18 protein-coding genes and 1 tRNA gene are annotated in these 20143 nt (G+C 60.7%); 4 read left to right on the top strand and 15 right to left on the bottom strand.

The annotated features are described in order from the left end of the window. Positions 1–97 precede the first annotated feature (97 nt). From NKH67_RS20515 to NKH67_RS20465, 11 genes are all read right to left on the bottom strand, one after another. Positions 98–2083 carry an acetyl/propionyl/methylcrotonyl-CoA carboxylase subunit alpha gene (locus tag NKH67_RS20515; protein ID WP_352501800.1) on the bottom strand — a complete coding sequence of 662 codons (1986 nt, stop codon included), beginning with the start codon at positions 2081–2083 and terminating at the stop codon, positions 98–100. Between the two features lie 529 nt (positions 2084–2612). After that, complete coding sequence (locus NKH67_RS20510; protein WP_245274740.1) at positions 2613–2993, bottom strand: hypothetical protein; 381 nt, start codon at positions 2991–2993, stop codon at positions 2613–2615. Positions 2994–3022: 29 nt separating this feature from the next. Beyond that, a complete protein-coding gene (locus NKH67_RS20505; protein ID WP_352501909.1) occupies positions 3023–3397 on the bottom strand; it encodes a hypothetical protein in 375 nt (124 codons plus the stop codon). A 115-nt stretch (positions 3398–3512) separates the two neighbouring features. Further along, positions 3513–4043, bottom strand: a complete 531-nt coding sequence (locus tag NKH67_RS20500; RefSeq protein ID WP_352501801.1) for an O-acetyl-ADP-ribose deacetylase — start codon at positions 4041–4043, stop codon at positions 3513–3515. Position 4044: 1 nt separating this feature from the next. Next, the gene (locus tag NKH67_RS20495; protein WP_352501802.1) at positions 4045–5652 is read right to left on the bottom strand and encodes a carboxyl transferase domain-containing protein; all 1608 of its coding nucleotides are present in this window, start codon (positions 5650–5652) and stop codon (positions 4045–4047) included. A gap of 4 nt (positions 5653–5656) precedes the next feature. Then, positions 5657–6040 carry a type II toxin-antitoxin system VapC family toxin gene (locus NKH67_RS20490; protein WP_023677795.1) on the bottom strand — a complete coding sequence of 128 codons (384 nt, stop codon included), beginning with the start codon at positions 6038–6040 and terminating at the stop codon, positions 5657–5659. Beyond that, positions 6037–6429, bottom strand: a complete 393-nt coding sequence (locus tag NKH67_RS20485) for an AbrB/MazE/SpoVT family DNA-binding domain-containing protein (RefSeq protein ID WP_352501803.1) — start codon at positions 6427–6429, stop codon at positions 6037–6039. The genes NKH67_RS20490 and NKH67_RS20485 overlap by 4 nt, the downstream gene beginning before the upstream one ends. 82 nt (positions 6430–6511) lie before the next feature. Next, positions 6512–7675 carry an isovaleryl-CoA dehydrogenase gene (locus tag NKH67_RS20480; protein WP_352501804.1) on the bottom strand — a complete coding sequence of 388 codons (1164 nt, stop codon included), beginning with the start codon at positions 7673–7675 and terminating at the stop codon, positions 6512–6514. Between the two features lie 47 nt (positions 7676–7722). After that, positions 7723–8385 (bottom strand): TetR/AcrR family transcriptional regulator, encoded by a 663-nt coding sequence (locus NKH67_RS20475; protein ID WP_352501805.1) that lies wholly within the window; start codon positions 8383–8385, stop codon positions 7723–7725. 150 nt (positions 8386–8535) lie between these two features. After that, on the bottom strand, positions 8536–8814 hold the full coding sequence (locus NKH67_RS20470; RefSeq protein ID WP_352501806.1) for an acylphosphatase: 279 nt from the start codon (positions 8812–8814) through the stop codon (positions 8536–8538). Between the two features lie 90 nt (positions 8815–8904). Beyond that, positions 8905–10017, bottom strand: coding sequence for a pyridoxal phosphate-dependent aminotransferase (locus NKH67_RS20465; protein WP_352501807.1), 1113 nt, complete (start codon positions 10015–10017; stop codon positions 8905–8907). 119 nt (positions 10018–10136) lie between these two features. On the opposite strand from NKH67_RS20465, the gene NKH67_RS20460 reads away from it, so the two are divergent. Further along, positions 10137–11789 carry a tetratricopeptide repeat-containing sulfotransferase family protein gene (locus tag NKH67_RS20460; RefSeq protein ID WP_352501808.1) on the top strand — a complete coding sequence of 551 codons (1653 nt, stop codon included), beginning with the start codon at positions 10137–10139 and terminating at the stop codon, positions 11787–11789. Positions 11790–11869: 80 nt separating this feature from the next. After that, positions 11870–13522 (top strand): tetratricopeptide repeat-containing sulfotransferase family protein, encoded by a 1653-nt coding sequence (locus NKH67_RS20455; protein ID WP_352501809.1) that lies wholly within the window; start codon positions 11870–11872, stop codon positions 13520–13522. Positions 13523–13785: 263 nt separating this feature from the next. On the opposite strand, the gene NKH67_RS20450 is transcribed toward NKH67_RS20455, so the two are convergent. From NKH67_RS20450 to NKH67_RS20440, 3 genes are all read right to left on the bottom strand, one after another. Continuing rightward, positions 13786–14937, bottom strand: a complete 1152-nt coding sequence (locus NKH67_RS20450; protein WP_352471037.1) for a porin — start codon at positions 14935–14937, stop codon at positions 13786–13788. A 134-nt stretch (positions 14938–15071) separates the two neighbouring features. Continuing rightward, a complete protein-coding gene (locus NKH67_RS20445; protein ID WP_023677785.1) occupies positions 15072–15314 on the bottom strand; it encodes a GIY-YIG nuclease family protein in 243 nt (80 codons plus the stop codon). A gap of 262 nt (positions 15315–15576) precedes the next feature. After that, a tRNA-Ser gene (locus NKH67_RS20440) sits at positions 15577–15667 on the bottom strand. A gap of 449 nt (positions 15668–16116) precedes the next feature. On the opposite strand from NKH67_RS20440, the gene NKH67_RS20435 reads away from it, so the two are divergent. Together NKH67_RS20435 and NKH67_RS20430 are read left to right on the top strand one after the other, a co-directional pair. After that, entirely contained in the window at positions 16117–17325 is a 1209-nt protein-coding gene (locus NKH67_RS20435; protein WP_352501810.1) for a porin, read from the top strand. Positions 17326–17562: 237 nt separating this feature from the next. Further along, positions 17563–18621, top strand: coding sequence for a tyrosine-type recombinase/integrase (locus NKH67_RS20430; protein WP_502893784.1), 1059 nt, complete (start codon positions 17563–17565; stop codon positions 18619–18621). Between the two features lie 313 nt (positions 18622–18934). Here the strand turns inward: NKH67_RS20430 and NKH67_RS20425 are convergent, their stop codons facing one another. Beyond that, positions 18935–19822, bottom strand: coding sequence for an alpha/beta fold hydrolase (locus NKH67_RS20425; protein ID WP_352501811.1), 888 nt, complete (start codon positions 19820–19822; stop codon positions 18935–18937). Between the last annotated feature and the right edge of the window lie 321 nt (positions 19823–20143).

Here is a 20143-nt window from a genome sequence, read left to right as displayed (position 1 = left end):
GCCGCGGCGCCGCAAGACGCGCTGCTGTAATCGAACATGGCCGGGGGTCAAACCCGGCCACATTTTTTTTGGCGACGCCTTTGTCACGCGTTCGAGATCACTTCGTGGATAGGGAAACAGCAGTCAACTGAGGTTCCTCGACAAAGCGAACCAGCACGGTGCCGTCGGTTACCTGCGCGCCTTCGGCAGCAATCTCGGCGATAACCCCGTCATGGGGCGCGGCAATGGTGTGCTCCATCTTCATCGCCTCCAGGATCAGCAGCGGCTGGCCCTTGATCACGGACTCGCCTTTGCCTGCACGCACCAATTTGACCAGGCCGGGCATTGGAGCGCGCAGGCTGCCGGAAGCGGCGGCTTCGTCGGCTCGGGCCAGCGGATCCGGCACGGCAAAACCGTAGCCGATTGCACCATCGAAGACCGTGACGTGGCCCGGCCAGCGGGCGAGGCGAGGCGCCGCGCGAAGATCATGCGAATTGACGCTGTCATAGGGCGCATCCAGCGCCACCTCGAACCGTCCGTCCGGCCGCACCGACACGCGCGTGACGATCTCCTGCTCGCCAAACTTCAGCAGGGTGCGCCGCGCTACAGCGTGGAAATGCGCATAGCCGGCCAGCGACAACCAGGGATCGTCCGAGGACGGCAAGTCGCGCGCACCGGACGCGGCAAGTGCCGCGGCGGCAATCGTCTCACCGCTCGGCGGCGGAACCGCCGTCAACGCCTGCTGATGCCTGGCGATCAAGCCGGTATCGACATCGCCCGCCGCAAAATCCGCATCAGCGGCCAGCGCGGCAAGAAAGGCAGTGTTGACCGTCGAGCCGGCGATTTCGGTCTGCGACAGCGCTGCGCCAAGTGCCGTGAGCGCCGCCCGTCTGTCCTTGCCGTGGATGACCAGCTTGGCGATCATCGGATCGTAAAACGGCGAAATCGCATCGCCAGCGCGCACACCGGTTTCGACGCGCATGGTCGCACCCTCCGGTGCCGGCTGCGGAAATTTCAGATGGTGCAAGGTGCCGGTCGCCGGCAAAAACCCTCTTGCCGCGTCCTCGGCATAGATGCGCGCCTCGAAGGCGTGGCCGGAGAGCGCGATCTCGCTCTGGGTCTTCGGCAGTTTTTCGCCGGAGGCTACCCGCAACTGCCACTCGACCAGGTCGATGCCGGTGACCATTTCGGTGACGGGGTGCTCGACCTGCAGGCGGGTGTTCATTTCCATGAACCAGAAACGGTCGGCCTTCAGACCTTGCGAGGCATCGACGATGAACTCGATGGTACCGGCGCCGGAATAGTGGATTGCCTTGGCGGCTTTCACCGCCGCCTCGGTCATCGCCTTGCGCAGTGCCGGCGTCATGCCCGGGGCAGGCGCCTCCTCGATCACCTTCTGGTGGCGGCGCTGTGCCGAGCAGTCACGTTCGTGAAGATGCACGGCGTTGCCGAAATTGTCACCAAACACCTGCACTTCGATGTGGCGAGGCTTGTCGACATATTTTTCCACCAAGACGCGGTCGTCACCGAACGCGGCTTTCGCCTCGCGCCGCGCGCCCGACAGTGCTTCCGAAAAATCATCGGGATGCTCGACGCGCCGCATGCCTTTGCCGCCGCCGCCGGCGCGCGCCTTGATCAGTACGGGGTAGCCTATCTCGCGCGCCTTGGAGGCGAGCAACACGATCTCCTGCGCTTCGCCGTGATAGCCCGGAACGACAGGCACGCCGGCCTTTTCCATCAGCCGCTTGGCCGCGTCCTTCAGTCCCATGGCACGGATCGAGGCCGCCGACGGCCCAATGAAGATCAGCCCCGCCGCGACCACCTGGTCGACGAAATCAGGGATTTCCGAAAGAAAGCCGTAGCCCGGATGGATGGCCTCGGCACCTGTGGCCAAGGCCGCCGCGATGATCTTGTCGCCGCGCAGATAGCTTTCGTTGGCGGTAGAGGCGCCGATATGCACCGCTTCGTCGGCCATTTCGACATGCAAGGCGCGATCGTCGGCGTCGGAATAGACGGCGACGCTGCGCACACCCATCCTGCGTGCCGTGCGGATCACCCGGCAGGCGATCTCGCCACGGTTGGCGATCAGGATCTTGGCGAACATCGGGCCTCCACAGGCAGAGCTGCCGCCAACGGCGCGAATTCTCGTCACGCGAACTGCGGCAATGCCCTGCTTTGTAGTCTGGCGGTCAAAGGGTAGGCAAGCGAGGCCTGCCTACTTTGAGGCCGCGATTTCGCAAGCTCCCCCGGTCGTGACCCTGTAACGGTCGCGGGTGACCTGGCAGGATTTCATCGCCATATCCTCGGCAGCCTTTTGCGAGGGCGCATTCAAGCGCGAGCCGCACAGGATGTACAACGAACGCACCCGGGAATACGGAGTGGTCGCATAAGCTGAATGGCCGCTGGCCGCCACATAGGCCTTATATGCCTTGGTGCATGGCCGATCCGCGGTCGCGGGAAAATACGGGTAGAAGCGGACGTCGCCCTTGCTTCCAGCCAGCGATTCCGCCGCGCCGACAGTGGGGCTCGAGATTAGAAGCAACCCGGTTATCAGCGAGAAGACTGCTTGTTTGACGCTTATAGATTTCATTTTTCCTACCCATTGAATACGTCGAAGGCCGACGAGTGTCGGTCTATTTGGAGGCAGCTATGGCGCAGGCCCCTGCAGTCGTGACCTTGTACTTGCTGCGCGCGGACTGGCAGGATTTCAACGCCAGCGCCTCCGCAGCCTTCTGGGATGTTGCATTCAGATAAGCACCGCAAATAGTGAATTCGGTTGCCCAGTTGAATGGCGTCATCGCATAGGCCGAGTGACCGCCAGCCGCCACATAGTCCTTGTAATTCTTGCCGCAGCCTCCGATTGTACCCGGTGCAAAATAGACCGGAAAGCGGCTGTCGCCCTTGCTTCCCGCCAGCGATTCGGCGGCGCCGACATTCGGTGCAGAGGCCACAAGCAGTGCAAGTACCGACATGGTTGCTCGCTTGATTGATAAAGATTTCATTGCCAAACCCATTTGAACCCCAAACACTGAAATATATTCGCCTACTTGGAGGCAGCGATTTCGCAGCCGCCGCCTGTTGTAACTCTGTAACTGTTGCGGGCGGCCTGACAGGATTTCAACGCCAATTCTTCGGCAGCTTGCTGTGACGGTGCATTCAAGCGCGAGCCGCAGATGATGTACAGAAAACGCGCCCGGGAATACGGAGTGGTTGCATAGGCTGAATGGCCGCCGGCCGCTACATAGGCCTTGTAGGCCCTGGTACACGGATCCTTCGGGCTCTGCGGCAAATAGGGATAGAAACGGGTCTCGCCCTTGCTTCCCGCCAGCGACTCCGCTGCGCCGATGCCAGGCGTCGCTAATATAAGCAACGCCGCAAGTATATGCGCAGTTGTTCTCTGAAAAACCCGTCGCCTCATCTTCGCCCAATCCCCGTTGGTATTTGCGATGATCAATAGCCGTGATTCTTTCGTCTGGCCAGATCGAGAAGCAAAAAATAGTCTGGAGATGTGGTGAGTTGTCGCCCGCGCAGGGTCACACCCTACCGAGTGCAGCAACGACCCGCTGATACAATTCGGCCGTTGGCTTGTCGAAGCAGCAGAAAATGACGGTTTCCGGAACGATGTTCTGGCCGATGAAGGCACTCACGGTACCGACAGCAATTTGCGTCGCCTGATCCTTTGGGTAGCGGTAGACGCCGGTCGAGATCGCTGGAAACGCCACCGTCCGGCAGTCCTTTGCGGCGGCGATTTCGAGCGACCGGCGATAGCAGGAGGCGAGCAACTCGGCTTCTCCTTTGCTGCCGCCTTGCCAGACCGGCCCGACCGTATGAATGACGTAGCGCGCGGGCAGCCTGTAGCCCTTGGTGATTTTTGCGTCTCCGACCTTGCAGCCATGCAAGGTCCGGCATTCTGCCACAAGCTCGGGGCCGGCCGCGCGGTGAATGGAGCCGTCCACGCCACCGCCACCGAGAAGCGAGGTGTTGGCGGCGTTGACGATGGCGTCGACCGCCAGCTTCGTGATGTCGCCGGTTTGAATGCGAATCCTCTGGCCGGTATCGCTCATCTCACATTCTGAACACGCCGAATTTTGTCTCCTCGACCTCGGCGTTGAGCGCGGCCGAAAGGCTGAGCGCCAGCACCTCGCGGGTCTTGGCCGGATCGATGATGCCGTCGTCCCAGAGCCTTGCCGACGAATAGAGCGGGTGCCCTTCATGCTCGTACTTCATCAGGATTGGCTTCTTGAATTTCGCTTCCTCCTCGGCGCTCCATTCCCCGCCCTTGCGCTCGATGCCTTCGCGCTTGACCACGGCAAGCACCGTTGCCGCCTGCTCGCCGCCCATCACCGAAATGCGGGCATTCGGCCACATCCACAGGAAGCGTGGCGAATAGGCGCGTCCGCACATGCCGTAATTGCCGGCGCCGAACGAGCCGCCGATGATCACGGTCACCTTCGGCACCTTGGCCGTTGCGACCGCCATGACCAGCTTGGCGCCGTCCTTGGCGATGCCGCCGGCCTCGTATTTTCGCCCGACCATGAAGCCGGTGATGTTCTGCAGGAAAATCAGCGGGATCTTGCGCTGGCAGCACAGCTCGATGAAATGCGCGCCCTTCAGCGCGCTTTCCGAAAACAGCACGCCATTGTTGGCGACGATGCCGACCGGCATGCCGCTGAGATGGGCAAAACCGGTGACCAGCGTGGTGCCATAATTCTGCTTGAACTCATCGAACTCGGAGCCGTCGACGGTGCGGGCGATTACCTCGCGCACGTCATAGGGGTGGCGCAGATCCGTCGGCACGATGCCGTAGAGTTCATGTGGATCGTGAAGCGGCGGAATCGATTTCTGCAAGGCCAGGCTTACATTTTTGTTCCGATTCAGGTTTTTGACGATACGCCGGCATATGGCCAGCGCATGCTCGTCGTCGAGCGCATAGTGGTCGGCAACGCCGGAAAGCCTTGTGTGCACGTCGGCGCCACCGAGGTCCTCGGCGGTGACGTCCTCGCCGGTGGCCGCCTTCACCAGTGGCGGCCCGCCGAGAAAGATGGTTGCCTGGTTGCGCACCATGATTGTCTCGTCCGACATCGCAGGCACATAAGCGCCGCCGGCCGTGCACGAACCCATGACGCAGGCGATCTGCGGAATGCCGGCGGCCGACATGTTGGCCTGGTTGTAGAAGATGCGGCCGAAATGATCGCGGTCGGGAAACACCTCGTCCTGGTTGGGCAGATTGGCGCCGCCGCTGTCGACCAGATAGACGCAAGGCAGATTGTTCTGCAATGCGATCTCCTGTGCACGCAGATGCTTCTTCACCGTCAGTGGATAATAGGTACCGCCCTTCACCGTGGCGTCATTGACGACGACCATCACTTCGGTGCCTTCGACGCGGCCGATGCCGGCGATGAGGCCGGCCGAAGGGATGTCCTCGCCATACATCGACCATGCCGCGAACTGGCCGATTTCGAGGAAGGGCGAGCCTGTATCGAGCAATTGGGCTAGGCGTTGCCGCGGCAGGAGCTTGCCGCGGGAGACGTGCCGCTCACGCGCCTCTTCCGAGCCACCGCCCTCGATGGCGGCGGCTTTTTCAGCAATATCGGCGACCAGCGCCCGCATGCGCTCGGCATTGGCGCGGAAAATATCGGAGGCGGGCGACATCTGCGAGGTGAGGGGGGCCATGGCGCTACCGGATCAGCTCGATCTTGCAGCCGACATCGAGGTCGCCCCAATCGCGATCAGCGGTGACGGCAATGGCATTCTCGCGAATTGCCAGCGCCAGGCAAGCCCGATCGCCCAGCGACAAGCCGCGATGCCGCGTCAATTGGCGAAGCTGCCCGGCGGCGATGCCCATCGCGTCGTCGAAAACGGCGATCGGCATGCCGAGACTGGCGAGGTCGTCCGCAGCCTGTTCCATGCTGCGTCCCTTGTCGATCAGTTTGGCGATGATTTCGGCCGCATTGACCGAACTGCATTGTGCATCCGGCGCGAACCCCAAAGCATTATCGGTGCCTTGCTCGTTGAGCAGGATTGCGAGCGCCGCCGAACTGTCCATGACATAGGGCTTCATTTCGCCCGCTTTCCCGTTGTCCCTTCGGCGTGAAGCCGGTCGAGACGCTTGTCGCTTCGACTTTGCTCTTCCCGCCGCTCCTTCAGAAATTCGTCGACGACGCTTTGACCGGGCTGTTTCAACGCTGACAATTCGGCCTGGACGCGTCGCAGATTCTGCAGCCACGATCTTACCCGCAGTTCGCCGTTCTCGACATGCAGGATCATATCCTCGCCAGGCTTCACGCCCATCTCCTCGCGCATCGCGGCAGGGATGACGAAGCGCCCGCCCTCGCCAAGCTTGACACGCTCGCGTTTCGCCGGAGCACGAAGCTGTGGTTGGCGAGCACCGGCATCGAACCGTGCTTGCGGATCTTCGTCAAATCCGGACCTTCCCGTTCTGCCCGCCATGGTCCGCCTCGCCTGGATTGTGGCACATTAACCGAAGTATGCCACATCGTGCGGCTTCTGGCAAAAGCTCAAAAGAATGCCATCAGGCGCTCTCCGACATGATTTCTCGTCCGATCAGCCAGCGACGGATTTCGCTGGTGCCGGCGCCGATCTCATAAAGCTTGGCGTCGCGCAAAAGCCGGCCGGTCGGGTAGTCGTTGATGTAGCCGTTGCCGCCCAAAAGCTGGATGGCGTCGAGCGCCATCAGCGTTGCCTTTTCGGCGGCGAAGAGAATACAGCCGGCAGCATCCTTGCGGGCCGTCTCACCGCGATCGCAAGCGGCGGCCACGGCATAGACGTAGGCGCGCGCCGCGTTCATCGTCGCATACATGTCGGCGAGTTTGCCTTGCACCAGCTGGAATTCGCCGATCGGCTGGCCGAACTGCCTGCGTTCATGCACGTAAGGGATCGCCACGTCGAGGCACGCTGCCATCAGCCCGACCGGCCCGCCGGCCAGCACGGCGCGTTCGTAGTCGAGGCCCGACATCAGCACCTCGACGCCGCGCCCTTCCTCGTGCAGCACATTGTCGAATGGCACTTCGACATTCTCGAACACCAACTCACCGGTGTTCGAGCCGCGCATGCCGAGCTTGTCGAGCTTTTGCGCCACCGAAAAACCGGCAAAGGCTTTTTCGACGATGAAGGCGGTGATGCCGCGCGAATTGAGTTCCGGATCGGTCTTGGCGTAGACGACCAGTGTCTCGGCATCCGGCCCGTTGGTGATCCACATCTTGGTGCCGTTGAGCACATAGCGGTCGTTGCGCTTTTCGGCGCGCAGGCGCAGCGACACGACATCGGAGCCGGCACCCGATTCCGACATCGCCAGTGCGCCGACCTTTTCGCCGCTGCAGAGCGAAGGCAGATACTTTTCTTTCTGCGCCTGCGTTGCCCAGCGGTTGATCTGGTTGACGCAGAGGTTGGAATGGGCGCCGTAGGAGAGGCCGACCGAGGCCGAGGCGCGCGAAATCTCCTCCATCGCCACGACATGGGCGAGGTAGCCCATGCCGGTGCCGCCGAAATCGGGATCGGCGGTGATGCCGAGCAGGCCGAGCCCGCCGAGCTCCGCCCACAGATGCGCCGGGAATTCGTTCGAGCGGTCGATTTCGGCGGCGATCGGTGCGATCTTTTCCTGGGCGAAGCGCCGCACCAGGTCGCGCAGCGCCTCGGTGTCTTCGTCAAGCCCGAAGTTGAGCGTATGCGTGTACATGCCGTTCCTCCCGGCGCACGATCCCGAAATCGGGATCATGCGCGAAATCAAGTTGCTAGAGCGTCCTTTGCGCGCCCGAATAGAGGCGCGGCGTCGGAGCTCGTTGACGCGCCATCGCTCTTTGCTCCAACAAGGCGCATTGTCATTGCTAGATATGTAGCGGTGACTTCAGCGATCGACAGCCGTTCGCCCGGCCGGAACCAGACGATGACGCCGGTCATCATCTGGATCAGCGCCATGGCGGTGAGCCCGGTGTCTTCGATGCTGAATAACCCCGCTTCGACGCCGTCGCGCAGGATGGCGCGCAGCTCCTTCTCGTAGGCCGTGCGCATGCGCAGGATCTGCGTGAGTTTTTCATGCGACAGGCTGCGCAGCTCCATGTTCGAGACATGGGTGGAGTGGCGGCGTTCGATATGGAAAGCGATGTGGTTTTCGACATAAGCGGCAAGCCGCGCTGCCGGATCGGCGCCGACAGGGCGTGTTGCGCGCCACGCCTCGATCAAGCCTTCCATATGCTCACGCATCAGCATGAACAGAAGGTCCTGCTTGGTCGGGAAATAGCGGTACAGCGCCGCTGCCTGGACGCCGACCTTAGCCGCCAGCTGGCGCATCGACATCGCCTCGTAGCCGAGACGCGCAATCAGGCTGACCGCTGCCTCGCGGACCGCAGCTTCGGTCTTTTCGCCGTCGGAACCGGTCGTACGCGCCATGACAAGCCGCCTTTTCGCGGACAATAAAACAAACGTTCAATTAATTCAAGGACTGAGGCACGTCCGGGCAGGGCAATGGCTTCAGATTTGCTCTATCTGCACCCTGGAGAATGATGTGCGATGGCGGCGAATGAGCAGGACCATGCCTTGCTAGGCAACAATCCTGAAATCGGCCGACGTGTCGCGAGCCTCGATCTCTTCGACATCGACCTTCGAAACCGCTGCCCCTGGCGGCCCTTGCCAAAGCCGTTCGATCATTGTCGAGACCGCCGCACCGGTCCCCGCAATCAAGGCTGTCACCGAGCCGTCAACTTCGTTGCGCACCCACCCGGCAAGGCCAAGCGCCGACGCCTCGCGCCGCGCCCAAACCCGGTAGCTAACGCCTTGCACCTTGCCGTATATGCGTACCTGCACCGTACGATCGGTCATCGCGCTCTCCATCGTTTGAGTCGAGTCTGGCGCATCGCCGTGCAAATTCAACCGCGTTGCCGCCGGTCAGCCACATGGGGCGAAGGCTCTTCAATTTCCTCGCGCTGCCGCCAGCGCGCCAGGCAGTTCCTCGGCAAAGATGTCGAGCTCGTGGTCGAGGCCGACACTGACCCGGATGCAGCGGTCGAGAACCGGCACTATCGGCTTGCGGATGAAGACGTCGCGTGACAACAGCGCCTGCAGCACTTTCAGTGCGAAAGCGCCGTCGCGGCCGCAGTCGATTGTGACGAAATTGGTCGCCGAAGCCAGCGGCTTCAGCCCGTTCGCTTCGGCTATTGCGGCAATGCGTCGACGGCCGGCGGCGACCCGCGCCACCACGCTCTCCAGCCAGGCCTGATCGGCAAGCGCCTCGACACCGGCGATCTGCGCCATGCGGCTGACGCCATAGTGGTTGCGGATCTTCTCGAAGTCCCGAATCACCTGGGCCTCGGCCACCGCATAGCCGCAGCGTATGCCGGCCAGCCCATAGGCCTTGGAGAAGGTGCGCATGCGGATGACGTTCGGCCGCGCGACATCGATCGGCGGCAGCGCTGAGGCTGGCGCTAATTCGCCATAGGCTTCGTCGAGCACCAGCATTGTGGTCTCCGGCAAGGCTTCGATGAAGCGGCTGAGCTCGGCGGCTTCCCACCAGCTGCCCATCGGATTGTCCGGATTGGACAGGTAGACCAGTGGCGCCTTTTCCCTGGCCACTGCCGCCAGCAGGCCATCGAGGTTTTCCCGATCGTTCTCGTAGGGCACTGCGACCAGCCGGCCGCCGACGCCGGCAACATGAAAGTTGAAGGTCGGATAGGCGCCGAGCGAGGTCACCACCGCATCGCCCGGCGCCACATACATGCGCGCAACCAGGCTGAGCAGCCCGTCTATGCCTTCGCCAATGACGACGTTTTCGCCACCGACGCCGAGATGCCCGGCGGCGGCCACCCTCAGATCGTGATTGTCAGGGTCGCAATACATCCACATGTCGCCGGCAATCTCAGCCATGCGGGCAATGACGCGCGGGGAAGGGCCAAAACTGCTCTCATTGGCGCCGATGCGGGCGCGAAAGGCGCGGCCGCGATCACGCTCCTGCGCCTCCGGGCCGACAAACGGTACCGTGGAGGCAAGCGCGTCGATGAGCGGCGTAAGGGGAGGGCGCAGGCGCATGATAGGGCTCGTTCGAAAGGGGGCCTTCTTGCTAGCCTGCCCGCTTGGCCTGCGCAAGTTCCGCGGCAGGCGGGAACGTCAGGCTGGATTCTCCCGGATCATTTTGCTAGCGAGACATGATGAGCAACCGACTGCCACCCGCTTGGTCCAAGCACATAAAGTCCCGCCCGGCGCCGAACGTGCAACCGCCGAAAGCGAAACCGCCGTCGCGCGCGCAGGCCGACGATGCGCTGCTGCGACAGGCGTATGGCTTGCAGCAGGCCAAGCGGTTGGCCGAGGCTAAGGAACTGTGCCGTCGCGTGCTGGAGCGCACGCCCAACCATCCCTTGGCTTCGTATATCATGGGCACGCTATTCATCGGGCTCGACGATGAAATGGCGCTGCGATATTTGGCCCGAGCCGTCGGCGAGGAGCCTCAAAACCCCTTTTATCACCTTAGTCTGGGTGAAGTTTATCTAAAAGTCAGCGAATATTCGCCCGCAATCAGGCACATTCAGCAAGCATTGAAGTTGAAGCCCGATTTGCTGGAGGCGCTTTGCGCATTGGGACGCGCTTACGTCGAATTCGACAAGGCTGACATGGCTGTCCCGGTTTACGAGAAAGCGCTCAAGATCAACCGCGATCATCCTCGCGTTCGGACAGGACTGGCCAGCGCACTCACCGGTCTCGGTCGCGTGGACGAAGCCGAAGTCTATCTGAAAGAAGCGATCGAACGTCGCATCGCGATGCCCGCTGCCTATAACGAGCTTGTGCATACGCGCAAATTCACCGAAGAGCCGGCCGAACTTAAGTCCATCCTGCGCGAACTGGGTTACCCAAAGCTTGACCCCGAAAGTGCGATGAGACTTCATCACGCAGCCGGCAAGGTGCTGAACGACCTTGGGCGCTACGAGGACGCGATAGATCATTTCAAGAAAGGCAAGCAGGCCGCAGGCTATAAGTTTGATCTGGAAGCCTATCGCCGCTGGGTCGACTCTACGATCGAGCTCTTCAACCCGGACATGGTGGCTGCCAGTGCGGGTCATGGAAGCCCATCGGAAGTGCCCGTGTTTGTGTTGGGAATGCCCCGGTCGGGGACCACCCTGACCGAGCAGATTTGCGCGAGCCACCCGGATGTTCACGGCGCAGGAGAACTTAAAAAGCTAAGGCGAGCCGCAAATGCTACCGGCGTCACCAGGCATTCGGCACGGGCTTTGGGCCAATCGATCGTGCCGATCAACCCTGACCTGTCCAAAATCCTGGCCGAGGAGCACCTGTCCTACCTTCGTGAGCGTTCGCCGACCGCACGTCGCATAGTCGACAAGATGCCCCGGAATTTCGAACTGATAGGCCTCATAGGCCTTCTCTTTCCCAACGCGCGGATTATTCACTGTCGCCGCGACGCCATCGACAATTGCCTCTCGTGTTTTTTCCAGAATTTCTCGAAGGGACACAGCTACATCGCCGACCTGCAGACGCTCGGGCTGTTCTACCGTGAATACGATCGCCTGATGCGGCATTGGGACAAGGTTTTTCCAGGACGCATCTTCGAAAATCGCTACGAGACGCTGGTTGCGGATCAGGAGGCACAATCGCGCCGTCTTATCGATTATCTTGGATTGCCCTGGGACGATGCCTGCCTGCGCTTCTTCGACAAGCAGGGATCGGTCAACACGGCCAGTCGCTGGCAAGTCCGGCAGCCGATCTACAGGTCATCTGTCAAGCGCTGGAAAAATTATGAGGGCAAGATCCAGCCGCTGATCGACGCCTTGGGCGACCTAGCCGAACTTTGAACAAGGAGGGCGCCCGACAGGATAGGCCAGCCCTTCAGGCCAGGCTGGATTCTCCCGGACCATTTTGCTAGCGAGACATGATGAGCAACCGACTGCCGCCCGCTTGGTCCAAACACATAAAGCCACGTTCGGCGCCGAACGTGCAACCGCCGAAAGCGAAACCGCCCTCGCGCGCGCAAGCTGACGACATGCTGCTGCGACAGGCGCTCGAACTTCAGCAAGCCAAGCGGCTCCCGGAGGCGGAGGAATTATGCCATCGCGTTCTCGCCCGCACGCCCAACCACCCGCTTTCGCTCTACATCCTCGGCACGTTGGGACTCGGTATCGACGATGAGTTGGCTCTCAAATATTTTGCGCGGGCAGTAAGCCAGACGCCTCAGAATCCATATTTCCACCTTAGCCTGGGAGAGGCCGGTCTGAAGCTTGGCGACAGCTTGCTTGCGATCAGGCACCTGCAGCGCGCCTGCGAATTGAAACCCGATCTGGTGGAAGCGCTTTGCGGACTGGCGCGTGCCTACGTCAACTTCGACAAGGCCGAGATGGCTTTGCCCCTTTACGAGAAGGCGCTAAAGATCAACGGCGACCATCCCATGGTCCGGATTGGTCTGGCTGGTGCGCTCACCAGCCTCGGCCGCATGGACGAAGCCAGAGCCTATCTCGATCAGGCAATAGAACGTCGGGTCGATGTTGGGACAGCCTACAATTACCTGGTCGACACGCAAAAGTTCACCGAAAAACCTGCCGAGCTCGACTCTATCCTGCGCGAACTCTCCAATCCCAGGCTCGAACCCGTTGCTGCATCGCAGCTCCACCACGCGGCAGGCAAAGTGCTGAACGATCTTCAGCGCTATGAAGAGGCGATAGGTCACTTCAAGAGGGCGAAAAAGGCCGCTGGTCACGATTTCGACCTGGAGTACTACCGCCGAAGCGTCGATTCCATGATCGAGATATTCAGCCCGTCACTATTGGAAGCCAAGGCTGGCCACGGCAGTCCGTCTGAAGTGCCTGTGTTTGTGCTGGGCATGCCCCGGTCGGGGACGACGCTGACCGAGCAGATCTGCGCGAGCCATCCGGATGTCCATGGCGCCGGGGAGCTTACGAAGCTGCGGCGAATCGCGAACTCGATGGGCTTTAGAATACTGTCGGATGAGGACCTGCGCAGTTCGATTATGTCGATGACGAGGGATCAGTCGAGGGCGCTGGCCGAAGAATACCTGTCTTATCTGCGCCAGCACGCGCCTGCCGCGCCCCGCATCGTCGACAAGATGCCGCACAACTTCGAGTTTATCGGCGTGATTGGAATTCTCTTTCCCAACGCACGCATCATTCATTGCCGGCGCGATGCCATCGACAATTGCGTCTCCTGCTTCGTCTTGCATTTCACCAAGGACCACGGCTACAACGCCGACCTTGAGACGCTCGGGTTGTACTACCGCGAATATGATCGCTTGATGCGGCACTGGGACAAGGTCTTTCCCGGACGTATTTTCGAAAGCCGCTATGAGACGCTGGTTGCGGATCAGGAGACGCAATCGCGCCGTCTCATCGATCATCTCGGCTTGCCTTGGGACGATTCCTGCCTGCGCTTTTTCGAGAGGAGCGGATCGGTCAATACCCCCAGCCGCTGGCAGGTCCGGCAGCCGATCTATAGTTCGTCCGTCAAACGCTGGAAAAAGTATGAGAGCGCAATTCAGCCGCTGATTGACGCCTTGGGCGATCTGGCTGAAATTTGAACAAGTAGGATGCGCCCGATCGGCCGAGGTCGATCGTGACTTGCTGTCGAGATACATTGATCCGGTAGGCCAGCTCTTCAGATCGGCCCAAGTTTTTCTTTTGCACGAACAAGCGTGCGGAGCGAGCATTGCATTCGACCAGCCCTGCGATCGGCTGCTCAGCAGCAGCCTGCATTATGCATCGAGAGTTGACAGCTGCGTCGCGCCGATACGAAAAACCCGGCGGTTGCCCGCCGGGTTCAATCTCAATCTAGCTCGGACTGTTAGAATGAGCGCTGGAAGCGGAGCATCCCGCCGACGCTGTCCTTGTCGTCGGCATTGGTCCAGTTGCGATCGTAGGCTTTATCAAACTGGCCGTCGCGGGCCCAATCGACTTCGGCAGTGATCGTGAGACCGGGAACGATATCGTAGGCAATGTTCGCAGCGACGCCGTAGTTCTTGTCGTCGTCAGCCGAGGCCTGGAGATTGAACGAGGTCTTCTCGTTGATGGTGTAGGTGCCACCACCCCAGACTGCCCAGTTGCCGCCCCACTGCTTGTAGAAGTTGCGGTCGATGTTGTCGTCAGAGCCGTAGCCGGCCATGATGAACAGTGTCAGGTTCTGTATCGGCGTAACGTCGACGCGAACCTTGCCGGCCCACTCTTCCCAGGTGCTGTCATAGGCGGCGACACCGGTGATCGAGCCCCAGCCCTGCGTGTATTTGATACCGCCGACGACATACGGGACATAGCTGTCGATGGAATCATTGCCGCTGTTGCTGTCTTGGAAAATGCCAGGATCCGCGGCGGCACTGCCCGACCCGGTTTCCAACGAAGCCACGGCCGAGAAGCCGTTTCCGGCATCGAAGTAATACTGAACGACGTTGGTGTCGAAGCCGCCGTAGGGGACCAGCGTATCCTGGATGACGTTGCCGGCGTAGCCGATGAAGGTATCGAAGGCCGATTCGTCCTTACCGACGCGCAAACCACCGAGCTGGACCCAGGCAAAGTTCAGCGAAACACTCGTACCGCCATTGAAGTTGTCATCAAGGTAATCGTTGTGGTTACCCCAGTTGAAGCGGGTCTCGGTGTAGGTCTTCAAGGTGCCGAGCTCGGTTTCCTGGCCGGTCCAGGTCTTCAGCGTGAAGCGGGCGTGTTTGTAGTAGGTATCCTGCGAGTCGCCGTCCTGCTGATCGGTAGTCTTTGCACCGTCAAACGAGCCGACGTCACCGATGCCGATGTCATAGCGGACGTAGCCGCCGATGCGCAGGCAGGTTTCGGTGCCGGGAATGTAGAAGTAGCCGGCGCCGTAGACGTCGCAGATCTTGACGTATTCAGCGGGTTCCGGCTCGGCGACGACGACGGCGTCGGCGGCGCGCGCACCGGAAACTGCGATCAGTGCCGCAGCGGAGCCGAGAAGAAGGCTCTTGATGTTCATTTTCTGACCTCCAGTCAGAATCGAACGAAAGAGCGGAATTGGCGCCGTGTGTTTCTGTCGTAAGTAGCTGAGATTGCGTTATTATTTGGGAAAACCGTTGATTTTTGCACGATCACGTGAGGAGCGGCAGATGGTCACCAGAGGCGTTTGCTGGCAAAAGCATGCCCGGAACCGGATTTGAGATAACGCTCGAATGATGTCGCTTTGGCTTGGTTCGAGAAGGCGATGCAGGTCACGATCCGCCATGGCAGGAATTTTGAGGTATGGCTGGATTTTCCGGCGTTATGCTCGGCGATCCGTCGCTTCAGGTCCGAGGTCACACCGATATAGCGCTCGCCTTCCGCAGTCTTGCTTTCCAGCAGATATACATACCACACGAACCGGCCCTCCCTCGCCAACGCATTGGAGTGCATCCTCCTTCGCTACGGCTTCGGAGGGCATCCCGCTTCGCGCGGAGAGGGGATTCGCTGGACTTGCCCTGCGAAGCGGCAGCGGGGGTTTTCGGGGCTAGCGGCCCTCCTTCGCTACGGCTTCGGAGGGCATCCTGCTTCGCGCGGAGAGGGATTCGCTGGACTTGTCCTGCGAAGCGCGCAGCGCGAAGCAGGATGGCCTGCCACCCGAAGCCCGCAGGGCGTAGGGTGGCGGAGAGGATGGGATTCGAACCCACGAGAAGCTTTTGACCTCTACTCCCTTAGCAGGGGAGCGCCTTCGACCACTCGGCCACCTCTCCGTTGCGCCGGTGGATAAAGAAAAGCGCCGGCACAATCAACAAGCTGGCGCTATTATCCTTGAAAAATCGACCCTTCGCCAAAGCGCCGCCCAGCGATGTGGCGATTCTGCGGCAATTCCCTTGCTCGCGACTCGGGCCATGGTCACATTTCGGGCCGACCATCGCTGGAATCCGCGGTTTGCAGCGGCTTGCGAAGGGCTGTAGGTTAACGGGAGCTTTCGGAGTGAGGCCAAATCGTGTCATTTGTGCAACAACGCCGGGGTATAGCGCCAACACAAACCTTTTGCCGGTACGATCGTGGTTGAACGCCGCCGTCTCATGGGTAATGTCGGGTTTGAAGGAGCGGCGCGGTGCGCATCTTTTTCGGTAGTGGGGATGGGGCAGGGAACGCTGTCCTTCAGCAAAGAATACCCAGACCCGTTTTTTAACTTTTGACTGGAGGTCAGAAAATGAACATCAAGAGCCTTCTTCTCGGCTCCGCTGCGGCACTGATCGCAGTTTCCGGTGCGCGCGCCGCCGACGCCGTCGTCGTCGCCGAGCCGGAACCCGCTGAATACGTCAAGATTTGCGACGTCTACGGCGCTGGCTACTACTACATCCCCGGCACCGAAATCTGCCTGCGCATCGGCGGTTATGTCCGCTACGACATCGGCGTCGGCCAGGCTGGCTCGTTCGACGGCGCGCGATACCTTGACAGCAAGGATCTTCTGGACGGCGAAATCAACGAAAATGACGGCTACTACAAGCAGGCCCGCTTCACGCTGAGGACCTACACCGGCCAGGAAACCGAGATGGGCACCTTGAAGACCTACACCGAGACCCGGTTCAACTGGGGAACCGGTTATCACGACCTCGGGCTGGGCGTCGACGGCTCTCAGTTCGGCAGCAGAGGCGTTTCGCTGAACTTCGCCTGGATCCAGCTTGGCGGTCTCCGCGTCGGTAAGGACGAAACAGCCTTCAACACGTTCACCGGCTACGCCGGCAACGTCATCCAGGATACGATCGTTCCGTATGGCGGCTTCGACACCAATGTCGTCCAGTATTATTTCGATGCAGGCAACGGCTTCTCAGCCGTGGCTTCATTGGAAACCGGTGAAGGTTTTTGGATTAACGACGACAATACTGCCTTCAATTTCGGTCACGACTCGGTCGATAGCTTTGTTCCGTATGTAGTTGGCGGTCTCAAATACACGCAGGGCTGGGGCTCAATCTCCGGTGTTGCTGCCTATGACAGCAGCCTGGAAGAATGGTCTGCCAAGGTTCGCCTCGACGTGACCCCGATGCAGAACCTGTCGCTGTTCCTGATGGCCGGCTACGGCTCTGACGACAACGCTCCGCGCAACTTCTACAAGCAGTGGGGCGGCAACTGGGCAGTCTGGGGTGGTGGCACCTACACCATCAACGAGAAGACCTCGTTCAACCTGCAGGCGTCGTATGACGAAGCCAAGGAAGCTGGCGTCGCGGCCAATATCGCCTACGACATCGTTCCCGGCTTCACGATCACGGCCGAAGTGGACTATGCTCACAATGACCATGATACGAAGAACTACGGCGGCCTCATCGGCGTTCTGGGCCCCTACGAATACAACTGGACCGGCATCCCGGGTAACAAGAAAGACGCCGTTGGCGGCTTCCTCCGCTTCCAGCGCTCGTTCTAAGGGCTGGACTTAAGGCAGGTGAAATCCAGCCCGGGCGCTTTAGCGCCCGGGCTGTTTTGTTTTCGCGACTGGTCGCAAACAGAAGGAAAAGGGGGTTCGGTAGCTGAACAGGGTTGTGGAACGATGTCGTTGGGATCCGCCGCTGGTGGATGAAATCGGCCGCAACGCTTAAAACTCTTGAAAGGGCACCGCCAAGCAGGTAGGTCTAGGCCTATCCACTCGGGGGTGTGGCGAATAATGACGAACGATGCGATTCAAGAGGGAGGAACCTCTGATCATTTTTCGATGTTTTCTTCTCAAACTGCAAAAATAAAATACAGTTACAACAAGATACGAGAAGTAAAGTCGCACAGGATCGGAGAACTTTTTTCAGCATACCGGGACATACTTTGGGATGACGGGCGGCACAAATACAATGTCAGCTCCTTCATCGGCGAAATAGACGAGATCCTCCTTGGGGAGCGTTTCAGCGCCTTTGACCAAAGCACCCTCGACAATCTTATCGGCACCTTGCGCCAGCGCGGCAACAGCAACGCAACCATCAACCGGAAGATGGCTGCCCTCAGCAAACTGCTGCGCAAGGCTCACAAGATGGGAGATATCCACAGCCTGCCCGAGTTCCGCCGCCAGAAGGAGCGGGCGGGACGGATTCGTTTCCTCGAAAGGGACGAGGAAGCCAGGCTGTTCGCCGCCATCAAGGGCCGCAGCGAGGACGCTTATCGGCTTTCCGTCTTTCTCGTCGACACCGGCTGCCGCCTCGGCGAAGCGCTGGGCTTGATCTGGAACGATATCCAGGAGCACCGCGTCAGTTTCTGGATCACCAAATCCGGCCGCAGCCGTACCATCCCGATGACCGAGCGGGTGAAAGAGGTGATCAAGCTGCCGGCCACCGAGGGCCGCCGGCCCAAAGGCCCGTTCACCAAGCTCAGCCAAGCGCAGTTTCGCGCCATCTGGAACGATGCCAAGGCCGAAGTCGGGCTTGGCGCCGACGATCAGGTCGTGCCGCATATATTGCGCCATACTTGTGCCTCGCGTCTCGTCCAGGGCGGCATCGATATCAGGCGTGTGCAGATGTGGCTCGGCCACCAGACGCTGTCGATGACCATGCGCTACGCGCATCTGGCCACCAACGACCTCGATGGCTGCGTCACTGTGCTGGAGACGCCGCGGTGCAGTGGCGCGGACAGTGGCGGCGCAGGTGCTTTGTCTGCTCCACCTCCGGCAAGGCGAGGGCCAAAAAGCGAGCCGGCCGCAAGCAAGGCCCCAAAGCCAGCGAAGAGAAGCGCCAAATCCTGACGGATCTGACGTGAGGTATCAGCCAGCCGCTCAGGGTTGCGCTGCCCCTCATTGCCCTGCCGGGCATTTCTCCCCGAATAGCGACGGGGAGAAATGCGCTCTTGCGAAAGATTTCGCTAATCCCCAGCGTTGCAGATACCTCCCTTCTCCCCGTCGCCATACGGGAGAAATGCCGGCAGGCGGATGAGGGGCAGCGCCGACATCGATAAAATTATTACACCGCTAATTCCAACGGAACTGTCAACGGCCGCCTGAATGCTTTGACCGACGCAAAACCTGCGCGTGAATTACTTCGCTCGGTCGAGCTTTACTTCTAACCACCCCGCTGCTCCGCCCGATCGAAAAAACCAGCGATCCTGCCCGGCAGGATCCCGGACTCCAAAAACGGTGCATGCCCCTGGCCGTCGGCGGTGATCGTCTCGATATCGGTATGGCGCGTCCGCATCTGCTCGAGCGTTTCGGCGGACAGCAGCTTCGAATTGGCGCCGCGTATGACGAGCATCGGGATGGCCGCCAGTGCGTCGAACTGTGGCCACAGATCTGGCAGCGGCCGGCTGGGATCGAGCCCCGCCAGCGTCTCGACCAGTTTCGGATCGAAATCGGGCAGAAATCCCTCCTCGGTCTCGCGGTAGAGGGCTGATGCCATCCGCTCCCAATCCGCATCGGTCAGCGTCGAAAAATCCGCGCCATGGGTGCCGCGCAGGCCGCGGACCACCTCCGCGTACGCCGTTGGCCTGGGCGCGGGGTCGAGATAGGAGCGGATATGGGCGAGACCTTGCGCCTCGATCACCGGGCCGATGTCGTTGAGGACGATGGCCTTCAGCACGGCCGGCCGCATCGCCCCGAGCACATGGATGATCAGTCCACCGCGCGAGGTGCCGATGAAGGCAGCCTCGTCAACGCCAAGTGCAGCCAGCCCGGCGAGAATATCCCCCGCCTCGATGCCGATATTGTAATGGCCGATATCGGCATCGTAGGCGGACTGCCCGCGCCCGCGATAATCGAAGGCGACAACCCTGCGCTTCGCCTGCGTCGACAGATAAAGCGCCAGCTCGTGAAAATCACGGCAATTGCGGGTCAGGCCAGGCAGACAAACGACTGGCCAGCGGCCGGAATTCGCTTCGCCGTAGATGCGGGCGTGCAGGCACAGCCCGTCCGGCGCGGCGTAGAAGAAATCGGAAAAACCCTGCTCGATTGGCATGTAGACTCCGTTCCTCTCACCGCCGGATCGCTTCGACTGCTACAGGCGAGGGGCAGGTAAGGTCAAAATAGGGAAGGCGCCGGCGTTGGAGGTCCCTCAACGGGAAGATTGGCTGCCATCGTCGCTTTCGCCAGGTTTCGTAGGATGCAGAAAGGCACTGTCCCCGAAGCTGCCGATCTCCCACTTGGGGGCAGGGCTATTGCAGATGGAAAGTCGAGGCTTTCGCTCTACGACGGACCCCCACCCCTAACCCCTCCCCACAAGGGGGAGGGAGACTTCCGTTGGCACTGACCTCGGCAAATTGCCTGCCTTTCGGCGCCA

Source organism: Mesorhizobium sp. M0968, assembly GCF_040319065.1.
Lineage (GTDB): Bacteria > Pseudomonadota > Alphaproteobacteria > Rhizobiales > Rhizobiaceae > Mesorhizobium.
The sequence above is the reverse complement of the archived record's forward strand: the minus strand, read 5'-3'. Positions and strand labels throughout refer to the sequence as shown.